This window comes from Micromonospora marincola, assembly GCF_056150385.1.
The window spans coordinates 48,600-66,495 of record NZ_JAXCFT010000004.1 but is presented as its reverse complement, the minus strand read 5'-3'; the positions used below and the strand labels follow the sequence as shown (position 1 = coordinate 66,495).

Sequence of the window (17,896 nt, the reverse complement as noted above, 5' to 3'; positions counted from 1 at the left end):
AGGTGGGATGTCACATGTACCCTCCGACCGACCGCACCACCGCCACCCGCACCCGCGACCGGATGCACTACGACCGGGCCACCGCCCACGCGCTGCTCGACGAGGCGTACCACTGCGCGCTGTCGTTCGTGGTGGACGGTGAGCCGCGCGTCCTGCCGACCCTGCACGTCCGCGTCGACGACACGCTCTACCTGCACGGCTCCACCGGCAGCCGGCCGCTGCTGGCCGCCCGGGGCGAGGCCGGGCTGGCGGTCTGCGTCGCGGTCACCCACCTCGACGGCCTGATCTACGCCCGCTCGCAGTTCCACCACAGCGCCAACTACCGGTCCGTCGTCGTGCACGGCGCCGCCCGCCTCGTCGACGACGCCGACGAGAAGGCCCGGGTGCTTACCGCGCTCGTGGAGAAGGTGGCCGCCGGCCGCTCCGCCGACAGCCGGCCGCCGAACCGGCGCGAACTGGCCGAGACCGCGGTGCTGGCGCTGCCGCTGCGCGAGGTGTCGGTGCGGATGCGCACCGGCGGGGTGAACGACGAGCCGGCCGACGCGGACCTGCCGTACTGGGCCGGGGTGCTGCCGCTGCGACTCACCCCGGGGCGGCCCGAGCCGGACGCCGGGGTCACCGCGCCGGTGCCGGCGTACCTGCGACAGGCGCGGTCGGCCTGGCTGGAGCCGGTGGTGCTGCGCGGCGCGCACGTGGTGCTGGAGCCGCTCGACCTCGCGCACGCCGAGGACCTGCACGCCGCACTCGACGACGAGGAGGTATGGCGGTACGTCGGCAGCCCGCGCCCCACCACCGTGGCCGGGACGGCCGAGCTGATCCGTGCCGCCCTCGACGACTGGTCGCGCGGCGTCCGTACGCCGTGGGCGCAGCGTTGCGCGGTCACCGGGGCGGTGGTCGGCACGACCTCCTACTACCACCCGGACCCCGACCTGCGGACCGTGGAGATCGGCTGGACCCAACTCGGTCGGCCGTGGTGGCGCACCGGCGTCAACACCGAGGCGAAGCTGCTGTTGCTCACCCGGGCCTTCGAGGAGCTGGACGCGGTGCGGGTCACCTGGCAGACCAGCACGCTCAACGCGCGGTCCCAGCAGGCCATCGAGCGGCTCGGCGCGGTGCGGGAAGGGACACTGCGGTCCAACCGACGTCGCGCCGACGGCACCTGGCGACAGTCCGCGCTCTACTCGATGCTCGCCGAGGAGTGGCCGGCCGCGCGGCAAGAGTTGCGCGGGCGACTCCAGCCGCCCGCCCCGGCATACACCAGGTGAGGTGTAAGGAGGGGGCCCCTATTAACGCATTCGGTAGAGGCGGGGCCCTTCTTAACACCTCAGGTGCCGTCGCCGGCACCGGCGCCGCCTACTCCGGCGCCGCCGGCTGTGCCACCCAGGCCGTAACCGGGGGCGACGGGCTGGTCGGGACGGCGGCTGACGTGCGCCGACTCGCGGATCGTGGCGGACCAGTCGGCGTGGGCGGCTGCGGCGGCGTGCCTGTTGATGGCATGCCGCAGCCAGCCGTCCACGGTGGAAACCCAGTCCCGGCGGTCCGCCCCGGCGTGCCACACCCGGAACCGGCTGATGCTCTGGTGGGTCACCCCGGCCAGGGAGAGCCGACGGTCCAGCCAGAACAGCACCTCCATGCCGGCCGAGTTCGTCAGCATGACCACTTCCAGCTCGGTGATCGGCCCGGCGTAGAGCGGGGCGGCCCAGAACCCGAGCCGCTGCTGGAACGGCAACGCCTGCTCCACCCCGGGCAGCCGGCCCTGCTGGAGTCCCGCCTGCCGCATCACGAAGCCGAGCGTGCCGAGCGCGGCGAGCAGGTGCTGCTGGGTGGGCAGCGGGTGGATGAGGACCGGCACCATCTCACCCTGGTCCAGGTCCGTGTCGAGGGACACCTCGGTACGCAGCCCGGTGCGCAGGGTCATCAACGGCACCCCGCCGAACACGGTCACCGGCGTCTCCCAGGGCAGCGGTACGGCGAAGTCGACCGCCCGCCGCCGGCCGGCCGGCACCACGAACCGCCCGGCGATCGGCCACTGGTGATATTGCACGAGTTGACGCGGCGCGCCCGGGTCCTCCGGCTCGACCTGCGTGACAAGTCCCAGTCGGATGCGCCGGACCGGGACGTCCTCCCCCTCGGCGGCAAGCGTCACCCGTCCCGGCAGCCGCAAACCCGGCCGGGTACTCGGATTGCTCAGGGCGCTACTCACCGAGAGCCCAACCCCCCTGGACACCCCCGTAACCCGCACGCTGCGGCTTTCCCCCCGCCCGCCCTCACACACCCCCATCGGGTCGCGCCCTGTTTCCCGGAAAGTGTGGCTATCCGGCCTCGAATAGCCACACTTTCCGGGAATCTGCGCGGGGCGGAGGTGGGGAGGGGGTCAGCGGAGGCGGCGGCCCCGGGGGATGGGGTCGGTTTCGTCGTCGAACTCGCCGATGACCTCCTCCAGGAGATCCTCAAGCGCTACGAAGCCGATCGGCCGGGTCGGTCCGCCGCCGTTGCGCACCAGCGCGAGCTGGGCCTGCCGGCCCCGCATGGCGGCCACCGCCTCGGTCACCGAAGCCTCGGCGGGCAGCGTGAACGCGCCAGTCATCAGCTCTTCGGCGGTCGCCGGCCGGCCGGTGGTGACCGCCCGCACCGCTTCCCGTACGTGGACCAGGCCGCACACCTCGCCGCCCGCGTCGAGGACGGCGAGCCGGGACCGGCCGCTGTCCCGGGACACGTGCTCGATCCGCTCGGCGGTGTCGTCCCGGCGCACGGTGACGATCTGGTCGAACGGCTCCATCACCTGCGCCACAGTGGTGCCCTGCAACTCCAGCATGCTCGTCAGCAACTGGTGCTGCTCGGCGCCGAGCAGCCCGTGCTCCCGAGACTGCTCCAGCAGGATGCGCAGCTCATCCGGGCCGTGCACCTGGGCGAGTTGGTCCTGCTGCTGCACGCCGACCAGCCGCAGCATCACGTTTGCCAGCCCGTTGAGCAGGGAGAGCACCGGACGGGCGATCCGGGCGAACGCCCGGAACGGCAGCGCCAGCAGCATCGCCGAGCGCTCCGCGTCGGTGATCGCCCACGACTTCGGCGCCATCTCACCGACCACCAGGTGCAGGAAGGTCACCAGGCCCAGCGCGAACAGCAGGCCGACGACGTGGCTTGCCGCGTCCGGCAGGCCGACCGCGTGCAGCAGCGGGCTGAGCAGGTGCTCGATGGCCGGCTCGGCGAGCGCGCCGAGGCCCAGCGTGCACAGCGTGATGCCGAGTTGCGCGCCGGCAAGCATCAGGCTCAGCTCGCGGACGCCGTCGAGCGCCGCGCGGGCCGCCCGGCCGCCCCCGGCCGCCGACTGCTCCAGCCGGTACCGTTTGGCGGCGACCAACGCGAACTCGGCCGCCACGAAGAATCCGTTGAGCGCCAGCAGCACCACGGAGAATGCGAGCGCGAACCCGGGGCTCATGCCGCACCCTCCCCGGAGACGTCCGCGGTCGACCGGAGCCGGACGGAGTCGGCCACGTGCCGGTCCACGGCCAGCACCTCCACAAGCACCCGCGGCCCGGACGACGGCTCGTCGCCCTCACCGGCGGGCGCGATCTCCAGCCGGTCACCGACCTCGGGCACCCGGCCCAGCTCCCGCATCACCAGGCCGGAGAGCGTGTCGTACTCGGGCGCCTCGGGCAGTTCGATGCCGGTGCTGTCGGCGACCTCGTCGATCCGCCAGCGGGCCGGCACCACCCAGGAGCCGTCCTCCTGCCGGGCCGGTGCTCGCTCCGGCGGGTCGTCCTCGTCGCGGATCGGCCCGACCAGTTCCTCGGCCAGGTCCTCAAGCGTGATCACACCGGCGAACCCGCCGTACTCGTCGACCACGCAGGCGAGCTGCCGGTGCCCGGACCGGAGCCGGTCCAGCACCGTCGGCAGCGGCAGCGTCTCGGGGACCAGCAACGGGGGTACGGCCACCGCGTCGATCCGGGTGCTCCCCCGTTCGGCCGGCGGCACCCCCAGCACGTCGGCGATGCCGATCACGCCGATCAGGTCGTCGACGCCCTCGGCGCCGCGTACCGGGAACCGGGAGTGACCGGTGTCGAGCATCTCCACGACCCGGCTGACCGGCTCGTCGGCCCGGACGGTGTGCACGTCCACCCGGGGCACCATGGCCTCGCCCGCGGTCAGCTCCCGGAAGTCGAGCCCCCGGTCGAGCAGGTCGGACATCTCCGCGTCGAGGTGCCCCTCCTCGCGGGACTCCGCGATGATCTGTTCCAGGTCGGCCGGGGTGGCGCCGCTTGGCAGCTCCTCGATCGGCTCGATGCCGACCCGGCGGAGCAGCCGCACGGCGGCCCGGTCGAAGAGGGTGATCAGCGGACCGGCGACCCGCAGGTAGATCAGGGTGGACCGGGACAGCGCCCGGGCGAGCGGCTCGGCCCGGGCGATGGCCAGGTTCTTCGGAGCCAGCTCGCCCAGGACCATCTGCACCACGGTGGCGATGACCAGGGCCAGCGCCACCGACAGCGGCAGCGCCACCGCGCTCGACAGGCCGGCGACGCCGAGCAGGTCGGCCAGGCCGGCGCCCAGGTACGGCTCGGCGGCGTAACCGACGAGCAGGGCGGTCACGGTGATGCCGAGCTGGGCGCCGGACAGCATGAAGGAGAGCCGACCGGTGACCTCCAGGGCCCGGGCGGCGGCACGGTCGCCGCCGTCGGCGAGTTGCTTGAGCTTGCCGCGGTCGACGGCGACGTAACCGAACTCCTGCGCCACGAAATAGCCGGTGGCGGCGGTGAGCACGGTGATGAGAAGGAGACCGACGATGATCAGCACGGGAGGTTCAGGGCTCCCGGGGTCGTCGGGGAGGGGAGATGCCGGGTATGACCCGGCCGGCTACTGCTGCCCTCCGGGGCAGGAGAGTCGATCATGCCGCCATTTTATCGGTGCCCGCTGGGTGCCCGCTGAAGGTGCCGGGAACCGCACCCCGGGTCCGGTTCACCTGTCGGCCAGCTCGTCGACGTCGAGCAGCGTCCGGTCGACCCGCCCGGACCGGTAGGCGGCCCGGCCGATCATCTGCGCGGCGACCGGCGCGGTGGAGAGCTGGAAGATCGCCACCAGCGCCAGCATCCCCAGGTCCGAGCCGGTACGCAGGCGCAACGCCAGCCCGCCCAGGAGCAGCAGCACGCCGAGCACCTGCGGCTTGGTGGCCGCGTGCATCCGGTCCAGGGTGTCCGGGAAGCGCACCAACCCGATGCCGGCGACCAGGCTCAGCAGCGCCCCACCGAGCAGCAGGATCCCCCCGGCCCAGTCCGCCACCACACCCACGTTCACGATTCGGCCCGGACGGCGAAGCGGACCAGGGAGACCGAGCCGACGAAACCGAGCAGCGACAGCACCACGAGCACCGGCAGGGTGGTGGCGTGCCGGGTCACCGCGGCCTCCGCGCCTACCGCGCCGAGCATGGCCGCCAGCAGCAGGTCGGCGCCGACGATCCGGTCGAGCAGGGACGGGCCGCGGTAGATCCGGGTCAGGGCGAGCAGCGCGGTCGCTGAGAACAGCACGGTCAGCGCGACGGCGAGCAGGGCGGTCACGTGTGGTTCCTCCGTTCGGCGGGTTCGAGGTCGAGCTGGCGTACCTCGGTGGGAGAGCCGACGGCGCGGACGATGCGCCGTTCGACGGCGAGCACGCGGTCGCGGCTGCCGGTCAGGTCCTCGGGGCCGCGCACGTCAAGCACGTGCACGTAGAGCACGCCCCGCACCCGGTCGATGTCGAGGATCAGGGTGCCCGGCACCAGCGAGATCACCTCGGCGGTGAGCGCCAGGTTCAGGTCGGTGCGGACCCGCAGCGGCACCGCGATGATCCCGCCGCGCGGCCGGTAGCCGGGACGCAGCGCCACGGCCGCCACGTGCACGCTGGCGCTTACCAGCTCCGCGACGAACGTGCCCGCGAGCACCAGCAGCGGCCCGGGTCGCAACCGGCCGCCGAAGGTGACAGGCGGCAGCGGGAAGAAGAACAGCACGGCCGCGCCGATCACCACGCCGGTGAGCAGGTTGCCCCAGGACACGTCGCCCCAGAGCAGCAGCCAGGCGACGACAAGCCAGCCGAGCGCGAGGGCCTGGTCACGCCGCCGCCCGCCCCGGCCCACCGTCGCCCGGTCGCCGCCCGGCGGCGCGTCGCCCCGGCCCGGGGGCGCGTCGCCGGTCACGGCACGTCCCGGGGCAGGACGGCCCGGACGTACGGGGTGCGCTGGCGCAGGTCGGTGGCGGCGTCCACGGTGACCTGGAACAACGGGCCGGCGACCAGGGTGAGCAGCACGCCGAGCGCCACGAGCGCGGCGGTGGCGCCGACCATCAGGCCGGGCAGCCGGGCCACCGGGGTGGTGGTGGCCAGTCGCGGGGACCGCCAGAACGCGATGTTCCACACCCGGGACGCCACGTAGAGGGTGAGCAGACTGGTGAGCGTGCCCGCGCCGACAAGCACGGCGGGCAGTGCCCCGCCGGCCGCCACGCCGGCCTGGAGCAGGCCGAGCTTGCCGAGGAAGCCGGAGAACGGCGGGATGCCGGCCAGGTTCATCGCCGGGACGAAGAAGAGCACCGCGACCACCGGGGTGATCCGCGCCAGCCCGCCGAGCCGGCGCAGGTCGGTGCTGCCGGCCCGTTCCTCGACCAGGCCGGCGACCAGGAAGAGCGTGGTCTGCACGGTGATGTGGTGCACCACGTAGAAGATCGCCCCGGACAGGCCGGCGACGCTGCTCAACGCCACCCCGAAGATCATGTAGCCGATGTGGCTGACCAGGGTGAAGGAGAAGAGCCGCTTCATGTCCGACTGGGCCACCGCGCCGAGGATGCCGACCACCATGGTCAGGCCGGCCACCACCATCAGCAGACCGGACACCTCGCCGCCGGGGAACAGCAGCGTCTCGGTGCGGATGATCGCGTACACCCCGACCTTGGTCAGCAGGCCGGCGAAGACGGCGGTGACCGGCGCGGGCGCGGTCGGATAGCTGTCCGGCAGCCACGCCGAGACCGGGAAGACCGCCGCCTTGATGCCGAACGCGAGCAGCAGCGTGAGCTGAAGGGCCAGGCGTACGCCGGACGGCAGCGCGTCCAGCCGGCCGGCGAGCTGCGCCATGTTCAACGTGCCGGTGGCCGCGTACACGAGTCCCACCGCGCTGAGGAAGAGCAGCGACGACAGGATGCTGACCACCACGTACGTCGAGCCGGTGCGCAGCCGGACCTCGGTGCCGCCCAGCGTGATCAGCACGAAGCTCGCGGCCAGCAGGATCTCGAAGCCGACGAAGAGGTTGAACAGGTCACCGGCCAGGAAGGCATTCGTCACACCTGCGGTGAGCACCAGGTAGGTGGGATGGTAGATGCTCACCGGCGCGGTCTCGCCGGTCTCCGCCCGGCCCTGGCCGATCGAGTAGAGCAGCACGCAGAGCGTGACCGCCGAGGAGACCACCACCATCAGCGCCGCCAACTGGTCGGCCACCAGCACGATGCCGACCGGCGCCGGCCAGCCACCGACCCTCGTCACCACCGGACCGTGCCGGTACGCCTCGACGAGCAGCACCATCGCGACCACCAGGACGCTCGTCACGCAGAGCACGCTTATCGAGCGCTGCAACCGGGGCCGCCCGGTCAGCATCAGGGTGAGCGCCGCGCCGAGCAGCGGCACCACCACCGGCAGCGGCACCAGCCCGCTCACGGCGCCGCCCCCCGTCGAGACCGCGAGGCCGGCTCACTCCGCGTGCTCATGAGCCCCCGCCCCGGCGCAGCCGACGCCGGGCCGGCTCCGGATCGACCTGTTCCGGGTCGCCGTCCGGGCCCTCGCCGCCGAGGTCCGCGGCGGCCACCTCGTTGCGCTCGGCCAGCCGGACGATCTGCCGGTCCTCCAGGTCGTCCTGCACCTCGTCGTCGCCGCTCGTGTGCCAACTCCGGTAGGCGACCGCGAGCAGGAACGCGGTCAGCCCGAACGTGATCACCACGGCGGTGAGCACCATGGCCTGCGTCAACGCGTCGCTCATCCGCTCGGGCGGCGCCGTGCCGACAAGCGGCGCCGCGCCGGACCGCCCGCCGAGCAGGATGAGCAGGTTCACGCCGTTGCCGAGCAGGATGACGCCGAGCAGGATCCGGGTCAGGCTGCGTTCCAGCAGCAGCGTGACACCTGTGGCGACGAGCGCCCCGACCGTCAGCACGAGCACGAGCGTCGGCCCGGCCACGCCCCGCGTCATGACTGTCCTTCACGCTGGACGGCGAGACCCCGGCCCGGCTCGCCCGCGGCCTCGACGTGCCGGTCCACCTCGGCGCCCAGGCTCCGCAGGATGTCCAGCACCAACCCGACCACGACCAGGTAGACGCCGATGTCGAAGAAGGTCGACGTGACCAGGTAGGAGTGCCACAGGTTGACCTTGACGCTCTGCAGCACCTCGCCGGTGAGCACCAGACCGAGCACGCCACTGCCGACCGAGACGGCCAGGCCCGCACCGAGCACCATGCCCGCACCGACCGGCGCCGCCTCGGCCAGCTCGTACCGCCCGCCGGCCAGGTAGCGCAGGGTCAGCGCGAGGCCGGCGACCAGCCCGCCGGAGAAGCCGCCACCGGGGGCGTTGTGTCCGGAGAAGAGCAGGAACAGCGAGAAGAGCAGCACGGTGTGGAAGATCAGCCGGGTGACCACCTCGAACACGATCGAGCGCCGCCGCTCGTGCAGCGTCTGCCCGCCGCGCAACCAGACCGTGCGCCCGGCGCGCGGCATCGCCGGGCGGGGACGGCGCGGACGCGGCCCGGTACGGGACCGCTCGAAGATCAGGCTGGCCACCCCGGTCGCGGTCACCACGAGCACCGAGATCTCACCCATGGTGTCCCAGGCCCGGATGTCGACAAGGGTCACGTTCACCACGTTGCGGCCGTACCCCTGCGTGACCGCCAGGTCGGGGAAGGCCGCGGAGATCGACGGCGCCCGCCGGGCCCCGGCGGCGGTAAGCGTCAGACCGGCCGCCACCAGGCCGGCGGCGACCCCGACGACCCGACGGACCCACCGGCTGCGGCGCAGCGGACGGGCCGAGAACCGTTCCGGCAGCCGACGCAGCACCAGCACGAAGACGGCGATGGTGGCGGTCTCCACCAGGAACTGGGTGAGCGCCAGATCCGGCGCGCCGTAGAGGACGAACATCATCGCGGTGCCGTAGCCGGTCACGCCGACGAGCAGCATGGCGGTGAGCCGGCGGCGCGCCCCGACCGCGAGCACCGCGGCCACCGCGATCACCACGCAGACCACGAGCTGCGCCGGGTTGTCCCAGGGCACCAGGTCGACCCGCCACGGCTCGGTGGTCACCATCGCCACGCCCGGCACCAGCACCAGGACGACGAGCACCGCGCCGAGATACTGCGGCAGCGAGCCACGCTGGGTGACGCTCGTGACCTGGATGGCGAACCGGTCGAAGCGGTGCGTCACCCACTCGTACCCCTGGTTGCCGGACACCGGGAAACGCAGCGCGGCAAGCACGGGCGCGAGCGGAGCACGGGCCAGGTGCAGCACCACGCCGCCGGCCAGCACCAGGGCGGAGAGGCCGAGCGCCGCGGTCGGCCCGTGCCAGAGCGCCAGGTGCTCCTCGACCGGGCCGAACAGCTCGGCGTACGGGTCGAACAGGCCACCCAGCCAACCGGCGGCCGGCCCGGCGACGAGCCCGGCCACGGCGAGCACCGCCGGCGGTAGCAGCATCGCCGCGGGCGAGCGGTCCACCTCGGTGGCCGGCATGCCGGGCCGGGTGCCGAACGCGCCCCACAGGAAGCGGATGCTGTAGGCGGCCGTCAGCGCGCTGCCGGCGACAAGCACCGCGAGCACCCACGGCCGGTCGGCGAACGCGGCGAGCACCGCCTCCTTGGCCACGAACCCGAGCAGCGGCGGCACGCCGGCCATCGACGCGGCGGCAAGCGTGGCGACGGTGGCAAGCACCGGGGCGGCCCGCCCCACCCCGGACAGCTCCCGCAGGTCCCGGCTGCCCGCCTGGTGGTCGAGCAGCCCGACGACGAGGAAGAGCGCGGACTTGAACAACGCGTGCGCCGCCAGCATGGTCACGCCGGCGAGCGCCGCGGCCGGGGTGCCCGCACCGAGCGCCACCGCGAGCAGGCCGAGCTGGCTGACCGTGCCGTACGCCAGCAGCAGCTTCAGGTCGCACTGCCGCAACGCCGCCCATCCGCCGCCGACAAGCGTGACCAGCCCGGCGACCACGGTGACCGGCCGCCACGGCCCGGCCGGGGCGAGCGTCGGGCCGAGCAGCCCGACCAGGAAGACGCCCGCCTTCACCATCGCCGCCGCGTGCAGGTACGCGCTGACCGGCGTCGGCGCCGCCATCGCCACCGGCAGCCAGGCGTTGAAGGGGAACACCGCGGACTTCGCAAGCGCGCCGGTCAGGATGAGCAGCACCGCGGTGACCAGGTACCCGCCGCCGGGCAGCGGCGCGGCGGCCACCGTCGACAGGCGGTAGCCACCGGCGTGGTGCCCGAGCAGCAGGAACCCGACGAGCATGGCCAGCCCGCCAAGCGTGGTGACGGTGAGCGCCTGCGCGGCGGCCCACCGGCTGGACCGACGCTCGGCGCTGTGGCCGATCAGCAGGTAGGAGAAGACGGTGGTCAGCTCCCAGAAGACGTAGAGCAGCAGCAGGTTGTCGGAGACGACAAGCCCGAGCATCGCGCCGGCGAAGGCCACCATCACCGCGGCGAACCGGCCCAGGCCGATCGAGCCGGCCCGGAAGTAACGGGCCGAGTAGACGAGCACGAGCGCGCCGACGCCGCCGACAAGCAGCAGCATCAGCCAGGACAGCGTGGTGACGCGCAGCGCGACGTCGACCTTCAACTGCGGGATCCAGGGGTACGTCTCGACCACCGCGCCGCCGTGGCGTACCGCACCGGTGTGCGCCACCGCCCAGCCGGCCGTGGCGGCCGGGGCGAGCGCGAGCAGCAGGCAGGCGCGCGGACCCCACCGGCGGACCAGCAACGGCGCGAGCAGGGCCGCCACCAGGTGCAGGATCAGCAGGACGAGCACGCGCGCTCCCGGTCGAGGTGACAGCGCGCCGGGGCACGCTGGGTGCACGACCGATCAGACGCCACTTATCCCTCAGCCGCGCCGTTTTCCCCGAAACCCACCCACCCCGCTGCCCCGGCCCGGGCCCGCGCCGGTCCGCGACGCGCGGTCCTCGGTCGCCGCCGGGCGGGGGCCGTCAGCGGAAGGGCGCGGCGTTCCGGCGGGACTGCGCCGCCTGGTTCGGACGGTTGAGCTGGCGGGCCGTCCGGTCGACCACGCGCTGCGCGCCCGCCAGCGAGCGGAGCGGCAGCCGGGCGTCCCGGCTCTCCCGCCGCAGGACGAAGTAGTGCACCGCGGCCCGCACCAGGGCCCGGTCGGCGGCGCTGGAGCGGGCCGTGGCGACCACCATCTCCCGCAGGCGCCGGGCCAGTTCCTCGGCCAGTTCGAGCTCCGGGCCGTGCAGGCCGGCGCGGAGCACGGCGAGCCGGCTGTCGACCTTGCGAATGAGCACGTCGGTGCCGGGCCTGAAGCCCCGATCCTCCACGGTCATCCACGCCTCCACCCACGCCGCGTTGCGAGTGAAGTTACTTTATGTTGTCGCTCACGAGCAAGCAGTTAAGTAAGACTTAACGTGACAATTGCCTAATTCCCGGCGGGAATGATTGGGGCGGGACAGAACCAACCGCTGCCGAGCCGGATGTCGTACCGGCGCGGCAGGATGGGGGCGTGGTGGACGAGGCGGCCCCGGCAGGCGGGGTGCTGGCGAGTTTCGGCGCGGCGACCCGGGAGTGGTTCACCGCGGCGTTCGCCGCGCCCACTCCGGCCCAGGAGGGGGCCTGGCGCGCGGTGGCGGCCGGGCGCAACGCCCTGGTGGTCGCGCCGACCGGCTCCGGCAAGACGCTCGCGGCGTTCCTCTGGTCGCTCGACCGGCTGGGCAAGGAGCCACCGCCGGCCGATCCCCGGCGACGCTGCCGGGTGCTCTACGTCAGCCCGCTCAAGGCGCTCGCCGTCGACGTGGAGCGCAACCTGCGCACCCCGCTCATCGGCATCCGCCAGGCCGCCACCCGGCTCGACCTCGTCCCGCCGGAGATCACTGTCGGCATGCGCACCGGCGACACACCGGCCGACGAACGCCGGGCCTTCGCCCGCACCCCGCCGGACGTGCTCATCACCACGCCCGAGTCGCTGTTCCTGCTGCTCACCTCCGCCGCCCGGGACTCGCTGCGCGGGGTGGACACGGTGATCATCGACGAGGTGCACGCGGTGGCCGGCACCAAGCGCGGCGCCCACCTGGCCCTCTCCCTGGAACGGCTGGACGCGCTGCTCGACCGGCCCGCCCAACGGATCGGGCTCTCCGCCACGGTCCGACCGATCGACGTCTGCGCCCGCTTCCTCGGCGGCGCCCGCCCGGTCGACGTGGTGCAGCCGCCGGCCGACAAGACCATCGAGGTCAGCGTCCAGGTCCCGGTGGAGGACATGACCCGCCTCGACGAGCAGGAGCCACCGGAGGACGCGCTGGGTGGGCCCGGTCCGCGCCGGCCCTCCATCTGGCCGGCCGTCGAGGAGCGGGTGCTCGCGTTGATCCGCGCGCACCGGTCCACGATCGTCTTCACCAACTCCCGGCGCGGCGCCGAACGGCTCTGCGCCCGCCTCAACGAGCTGGCCGCCGAGGAGGCGGAGGCGGCGACCGCGCCGGAGGGCAGCCCCGTGGCGCCGGGCGGTGAGCCGGTGCGCGTGCCCCGGCAGCCGGCCGAGGTGATGGCGCAGTCCGGCGCGGCGGCCGGCGCGCCGGCGGTGATCGCCCGGGCGCACCACGGCAGCGTTTCCCGGGAGGAGCGCAAGCACATCGAGGAGGCGCTCAAGTCCGGCCAACTCCCCGCCGTGGTCGCCACCTCAAGCCTGGAGCTGGGCATCGACATGGGCGCGGTCGACCTGGTGGTGCAGATCGAGGCGCCGCCGAGCGTCGCGGCCGGGCTGCAACGGGTGGGCCGGGCCGGGCACCAGGTCGGCGCCGTCTCCCGGGGCGTGGTCTTTCCCAAGCACCGCGGTGACCTGCTCTCCTGCACGGTGGTCGCCGAGCGGATGGGCGTCGGCGCGATCGAGGAGTTGCACTACCCGCGCAACCCGCTCGACGTGCTCGCCCAGCAGATCGTCGCGATGGTGGCGCTGGAGCCGTGGCAGCTCGGCGACCTGGCCGTGCTGGTGCGCCGGGCCGCGCCCTTCGCCGAGCTGCCCGACTCGGCGCTGCACGCGGTGCTCGACATGCTCTCCGGCCGCTACCCGTCCACCGCCTTCGCCGAGCTGCGGCCCCGGCTGGTCTGGGACCGGGCGACAGACGTGCTGACCGGCCGGCCCGGCGCCCAGCGGCTCGCCGTGACAAGCGGCGGCACCATCCCCGACCGGGGCCTGTTCGGGGTCTTCCTGGCCGGGGCCGAGCGGGCGGCCCGGGTCGGCGAGCTGGACGAGGAGATGGTCTACGAGTCCCGGGTCGGCGACGTGTTCCTGCTCGGCTCGTCGTCCTGGCGGATCGAGGAGATCACCCCCGACCGGGTGCTTGTCTCCCCCGCCCCGGGTCAGGCCGCCCGGATGCCGTTCTGGAAGGGCGACCAGCTCGGCCGCCCGGTCGAGCTGGGGCGGGCGATCGGCGCCCGGGTCCGCGCGCTGCTGCGGCAGTCCGACGCCGACGCGGTGGCGGCGCTGCGCGCCGGTGGGCTCGACGACTGGGCCGCCGGCAACCTGATGACCTACCTGCGCGAGCAGAAGGCGGCCACCCGGTCGCTGCCCGACGACCGGACGGTGGTGGTCGAACGGTTCCGCGACGAGCTGGGCGACTGGCGGCTCGCCGTGCACTCGGTGCTCGGCGCCCGGGTCAACGGCCCGTGGGCGCTCGCCATCGGTCGCCGGCTGGCCGAGCGCTACGGCGTGGACGCGCAGGTCATGCCCTCCGACGACGGCATCGTGGTCCGGCTGCCGGACACCGCCGAGGAGCCGCCCGGCGCGGACGTGGTGGTCTTCGACCCGGACGAGGTCGCCCAGCTCGTCGAGGAGTCCGTCGGCACGTCGGCGCTGTTCGCCTCCCGGTTCCGCGAGTGCGCGGCCCGGTCGCTGCTGCTGCCCCGCCGCGACCCGCGCCGCCGGCAGCCGCTGTGGCAGCAACGCCAACGCGCCGCGCAGCTCCTCGACGTGGCCCGGGAATACGCGGACTTCCCCGTCACGCTCGAAGCCGCCCGGGAGTGCCTCCAGGACGTCTTCGACCAGCCGGCCCTGGCCGAGCTGATGCGCGACCTGGCCGCCCGCAAGGTCCGGTTGGTCGAGGTGGAGTCCGAACGCCCGTCCCCGTTCGCCAGGTCGCTGCTCTTCGGCTACGTCGGCGCGTTCCTCTACGAGGGTGACGCCCCCCTGGCCGAGCGGCGCGCCGCCGCGCTGGCGCTCGACTCGGGGCTGCTCGGCGAGCTGCTCGGCCGGGTCGACCTGCGGGAACTGCTCGACCCGGCGGTGCTCGCCGAGACCGAACGGCAGTTGCGCTGGCGCACTGACCAGCGGCGGCCCCGCGACGCCGAGGACGTGGTCGAGCTGCTCCGGGTGGTCGGCGACCTGAGTCCGGCCGAGCTGGCCGAGCGGGGGGTGCCGGAGGAGTGGCCGGCGGAGCTGGCGGCGGCCCGCCGGGTGCTGCGGGTGCGGATCGCCGGCGAGGACCGCTGGGTCGTCGTCGAGGACGCGGCCCGGTTGCGCGACGCGCTCGGGGTGGCGCTGCCCGTCGGGGTGGCCGAGGCATACCTGACGCCGGTGGCCGACCCGCTCGGCGACCTGGTCGCCAGGTACGCCCGCACCCACGGCCCGTTCGCGGCGGCGACCTGCGCGGCCCGGTTCGGGCTCGGGGTGTTCGTGGTCGAGCAGGCGCTGCGCCGGCTCGCGTCGAACGGCCGGGTGGTCTCGGGCGAGTTCGCCCCGGACAGCGTCGGCACGCAGTGGTGCGACGCCGAGGTGCTGCGCCTGCTGCGCCGCCGCTCCCTGGCGGCGCTGCGCCGGGAGATCGAGCCGGTGCCGCCCCGGGCGCTTGCCGCGTTCCTGCCCCGCTGGCAGCAGGTCGGCTCGTCGGCCCGGGGGGTCGAGGCGGTCGCCGCCACCGTCGAGCAGTTGCAGGGCGTGACCGTGCCGGCGTCGGCGCTGGAACGCCTGGTGCTGCCCGCCCGAGTCGCCGACTACTCGCCCGCCCAGCTCGACGAGATGTGCGCCAGCGGCGAGGTGCTCTGGGCCGGCGCCGGGGCCATCTCCGGCGGCGACGGGTGGGTGACGCTTGCCTACGCCGACGTCGCGCCCCTGCTGCTGCCGCCACCGGACGAAGCCCTGACGCTCACCCCGCCGCACGAGGCCGTGCTCGACGCGCTCGCCGACGGGCAGGCGCTCTTCTTCCGCTCGCTGTCCGACCGGGTCGGCGCGACCGACGACGCCGCCCTGTCGGCCGTGGTGTGGGACCTGGTCTGGGCCGGCCACCTCACCAACGACACACTCGCGCCGCTGCGCGCCGCGCTTGGCGCCGGCGGGGCGCACCGGTCCCGGCCGTCGGCCCCGCGCACCCGCTACCGCCGCCCCGGCCGGGTGGCGCTGCCCAGCCGCGGCGGCCCGCCGACCATGGCCGGCCGCTGGTCCCGGCTGCCCGACCGCGACCTCGACCCGACCCGGCGGGCCGCCGCCCTGGCCGACCTGCTGCTCGAACGGCACGGCGTGGTGACCCGGGGCGCGGTGATGGCCGAGCAGGTCACAGGCGGCTTCGCCGCGGTCTACCCGGTGCTGTCCGCGCTTGAGGAACGCGGGGCGGCCCGACGCGGCTACTTCGTCGAAGGGCTCGGCGCGGCGCAGTTCGCGGTGCCCGGCGCCGTCGACCGGATCCGCGCCCTGGCCGACCCGGCCGACGGCGGTCGGAGCGGGGGCGGGCCGACCGTGGTGCTCGCCGCCACCGACCCGGCGAACCCGTACGGCGCCGCGCTGCCCTGGCCCGAACGTGTGGTCGACTCGGGTGACGGCGCGGCACCGGCCACCGGGCACCGGGCCGGGCGCAAGGCGGGCGCGCTCGTGGTGCTTGTCGGCGGCGACCTGGTGCTCTATGTCGAGCGGGGCGGCCGGACGATCCTCTCCTTCACCGACGACACCGACACGCTCGGCGCGGCGGGCAAGGCGCTCGCCGACGCGGTGCACTCCGGCGCGCTCGGCGCGATCTCGGTGGAACGCGCCGACGGCGAGGCGGTGCACTCCTCCCCGCTGCGCGACGCGCTCACCGCGGCCGGCTTCCGGGCCACTCCCCGGGGCCTACGCCTACGCGGCTGACCACCCCGCCGGCCCCTGCGGCACTCGCGCCCAGCCTCCGGCCCTGCGGGCCCGAGGAGGGCGGGCCCTTCCGGGCTGGCCCGAGGAGCGGGCCCTCCCTGGGCTTGCCCGATGGAGCAGGCCCTCCCTGGGCTTACCCGATGGAGCAGGCCCTCCCTGGGCTTACCCGTAGGCTCCGGACCCGAATGTCAGACCCTGCGCCTCCGGCCCCGCGCCTCCGGACCTGCGGCACGGCGCCTCCGGACCTGCGGCACGGCGGCTTCGGACCTGCGGCACATGGTCTTCACCCCCGCCCCGGCACCTGTTCCCACCCCGATGGCCCCAATGGCGCCGATCGGCCCGACGGTCGCCCCAACTCGGCACGCCTGCCCGCTGGCTACGAGATCTTGGTACGAAATGGCCCCTCTGGGGGCCATTTCGTACCAAGATCTGCGGGATCCTACTTAATGGACGCGAAATCCTGCACTGTGGATTCGAAGGGTGATGCTGAGGTCCGGAATCGGCGGGGCCGGAGGCGGGACAAAAGGAGGAATGGACAAAAGGGAAGAAGGAACGGAAAGGAGTAAGGCACAGAAGGGTAGGACTGGAAGGGGAGAAGACGGAAGGAGAGAAGACGGAAGGATGAGGGCGGAAGGATGAGGGCGGAAGGAGGACGCATGTGGAGAGGACCGAGGGAGGGACGCGGAAGGACGGACGGGAGTGAGCGAGGACGGTGCGGAGGGCGGGCCGAGGGCTGGCTAGGGTTGCCGGACACGGGGAGGAGGAGCCGGTGGCGATCCATCCGGACGATCCACCACCGGCGAACGGGCCGGTTGTCTCGCTGACCACCGACTACGGGCTCGCGGACGGCTTCGTGGCGGCCTGCCACGGGGTCCTCGCCCGGCTCGCGCCCACCGCCCGGGTGATCGACGTGACGCACCTGGTGCCACCGGCCGACGTCCGGCGGGGCGCCGCGGTGCTGGCGCAGACGGTGCCGTACCTGCCGGTCGGGGTGCACGTCGGGGTGGTCGACCCGGGGGTCGGCACCGAGCGGCGTGGGGTCGCGCTCGCCACGCCCGGTGGGCTGTTGGTGGGCCCGGACAACGGGCTGCTCGTGCCGGCGGCGGAGGCGCTCGGCGGGGTGACCGAGGCGGTGGAGTTGACCAACCCGGAGTGGTGGCTCGCGCCGACGGTCTCCCGCACCTTCCACGGGCGGGACGTGTTCGCGCCGGTGGCGGCCCGGCTGGCGATGGGCTCGCCGCTGGCCGGGGCCGGGCCGGGCGTGGACCCGGCGGCCCTGGTCCGGCTGCCGGAGCCGGTGGTCCACGCCGACGCGGACGGGTTCCGCGCCGAGGTGGTGACCGTCGACCACTTCGGCAACGTGCAGCTCGCCGCGCCGGCCGCGTTGCTCGACGGGTTGCCGGGTCGGGTGCGGGTGAGCGGCCGGCCGGCCGTGCACGGCCGCACGTTCGGCGACGCCGCACCGGGCGAGCTGGTGGTGTACGTCGACTCGGCCGCGCTGGTGGCGGTGGCGGTGCGTACCGGCCGCGCCGTCGACCTGCTCGGCGTCGGGCCGGGCGACGTGCTCACCGTGACCGGCGACTGAGCCGCC

The 17,896-nt window shown here is 74.2% G+C and carries 13 protein-coding genes; 3 read left to right on the top strand and 10 right to left on the bottom strand.

What is annotated here, in order from left to right; translation table 11 throughout:
* Positions 1–14 precede the first annotated feature (14 nt).
* Positions 15–1,265 carry a bifunctional pyridoxamine 5'-phosphate oxidase family protein/GNAT family N-acetyltransferase gene (locus SM450_RS11475; RefSeq protein WP_474619704.1) on the top strand — a complete coding sequence of 417 codons (1,251 nt, stop codon included), beginning with the start codon at positions 15–17 and terminating at the stop codon, positions 1,263–1,265.
* Between the two features lie 59 nt (positions 1,266–1,324).
* Here the strand turns inward: SM450_RS11475 and SM450_RS11470 are convergent, their stop codons facing one another.
* From SM450_RS11470 to SM450_RS11425, 10 genes are all read right to left on the bottom strand, one after another.
* Complete coding sequence (locus SM450_RS11470) at positions 1,325–2,242, bottom strand: sporulation protein (RefSeq protein WP_474619703.1); 918 nt, start codon at positions 2,240–2,242, stop codon at positions 1,325–1,327.
* A gap of 132 nt (positions 2,243–2,374) precedes the next feature.
* Positions 2,375–3,439, bottom strand: a complete 1,065-nt coding sequence (locus SM450_RS11465) for a hemolysin family protein (protein WP_474619702.1) — start codon at positions 3,437–3,439, stop codon at positions 2,375–2,377.
* A complete protein-coding gene (locus SM450_RS11460) occupies positions 3,436–4,791 on the bottom strand; it encodes a hemolysin family protein (protein WP_474619701.1) in 1,356 nt (451 codons plus the stop codon). Before SM450_RS11460 ends, SM450_RS11465 begins: the two co-directional genes overlap by 4 nt.
* Before the next feature lie 162 nt (positions 4,792–4,953).
* Positions 4,954–5,283, bottom strand: a complete 330-nt coding sequence (mnhG, locus tag SM450_RS11455) for a monovalent cation/H(+) antiporter subunit G (protein WP_474619700.1) — start codon at positions 5,281–5,283, stop codon at positions 4,954–4,956.
* Between the two features lie 2 nt (positions 5,284–5,285).
* Positions 5,286–5,549, bottom strand: coding sequence for an MrpF/PhaF family protein (locus SM450_RS11450; RefSeq protein WP_474619699.1), 264 nt, complete (start codon positions 5,547–5,549; stop codon positions 5,286–5,288).
* Positions 5,546–6,163, bottom strand: coding sequence for a Na+/H+ antiporter subunit E (locus SM450_RS11445; RefSeq protein ID WP_474619698.1), 618 nt, complete (start codon positions 6,161–6,163; stop codon positions 5,546–5,548). Before SM450_RS11445 ends, SM450_RS11450 begins: the two co-directional genes overlap by 4 nt.
* Positions 6,160–7,665 (bottom strand): Na+/H+ antiporter subunit D, encoded by a 1,506-nt coding sequence (locus tag SM450_RS11440; RefSeq protein WP_474619697.1) that lies wholly within the window; start codon positions 7,663–7,665, stop codon positions 6,160–6,162. Before SM450_RS11440 ends, SM450_RS11445 begins: the two co-directional genes overlap by 4 nt.
* A gap of 46 nt (positions 7,666–7,711) precedes the next feature.
* Positions 7,712–8,191 (bottom strand): Na(+)/H(+) antiporter subunit C, encoded by a 480-nt coding sequence (locus SM450_RS11435; RefSeq protein ID WP_474619696.1) that lies wholly within the window; start codon positions 8,189–8,191, stop codon positions 7,712–7,714.
* Complete coding sequence (locus SM450_RS11430; RefSeq protein ID WP_474619695.1) at positions 8,188–11,001, bottom strand: Na+/H+ antiporter subunit A; 2,814 nt, start codon at positions 10,999–11,001, stop codon at positions 8,188–8,190. The genes SM450_RS11435 and SM450_RS11430 overlap by 4 nt, the downstream gene beginning before the upstream one ends.
* Before the next feature lie 175 nt (positions 11,002–11,176).
* A complete protein-coding gene (locus SM450_RS11425; RefSeq protein WP_474619694.1) occupies positions 11,177–11,530 on the bottom strand; it encodes a hypothetical protein in 354 nt (117 codons plus the stop codon).
* Between the two features lie 176 nt (positions 11,531–11,706).
* Between SM450_RS11425 and SM450_RS11420 the strand changes: the two genes are divergently transcribed.
* A complete protein-coding gene (locus SM450_RS11420) occupies positions 11,707–16,305 on the top strand; it encodes an ATP-dependent helicase (protein ID WP_474619693.1) in 4,599 nt (1,532 codons plus the stop codon).
* Between the two features lie 775 nt (positions 16,306–17,080).
* Entirely contained in the window at positions 17,081–17,890 is an 810-nt protein-coding gene (locus SM450_RS11415) for an SAM hydrolase/SAM-dependent halogenase family protein (RefSeq protein ID WP_474620059.1), read from the top strand.
* Positions 17,891–17,896 lie beyond the last annotated feature (6 nt).

Coding starts and splice junctions, on each gene's coding strand:
- SM450_RS11475 (WP_474619704.1), top strand. CDS start 15: ATGTACCCTCCGACCGACCGCACCACCGCCACCCGCACCCGCGACCGG.
- SM450_RS11465 (WP_474619702.1), bottom strand. CDS start 3,439: ATGAGCCCCGGGTTCGCGCTCGCATTCTCCGTGGTGCTGCTGGCGCTC.
- SM450_RS11435 (WP_474619696.1), bottom strand. CDS start 8,191: ATGACGCGGGGCGTGGCCGGGCCGACGCTCGTGCTCGTGCTGACGGTC.
- SM450_RS11425 (WP_474619694.1), bottom strand. CDS start 11,530: ATGACCGTGGAGGATCGGGGCTTCAGGCCCGGCACCGACGTGCTCATT.